This window comes from Curtobacterium sp. MCBA15_016, assembly GCF_001865105.1.
Lineage (GTDB): Bacteria > Actinomycetota > Actinomycetes > Actinomycetales > Microbacteriaceae > Curtobacterium.
The window spans coordinates 1-286 of the sequence record NZ_MJGR01000065.1 but is presented as its reverse complement, the minus strand read 5'-3'; the positions used below and the strand labels follow the sequence as shown (position 1 = coordinate 286).

General features: G+C 72.4%; 1 protein-coding gene. It reads right to left on the bottom strand.

Annotation, left to right across the window (positions count from 1 at the left end; genetic code table 11):
• Window positions 1–196, bottom strand: a 196-nt coding sequence (locus BIV03_RS17580; RefSeq protein WP_071296605.1) for a heavy-metal-associated domain-containing protein, incomplete at its 3' end; no start/stop codon positions are given.
• Window positions 197–286 lie beyond the last annotated feature (90 nt).

The window sequence follows — 286 nt, the reverse complement described above, 5'->3', positions numbered from 1 at the left end:
CGGCCTCGGTGACCGCGGCGCGGAGCGCGTCGGACGCCACCGGGGCGTCGGACGTCACCGTGACCTCGGACGCACCGCCGGGGACGAGTCGCACCCGGACGTCGGACACGCCGTCGAGCTCGGTGAGCTCCTCGGTGACGCTCATCACGCAGTGGTCGCAGGTCATGCCCTCGACGAGCAGCAGTTCGGTGTTCATGGTGGTTCCCTTCAGGAGCGGACGAGTCGGGCGATGGCCTCGCTGGCTTCGCGGACCTTGGCGTCGGCGGCCTCGCCGCCCTCGGCGACG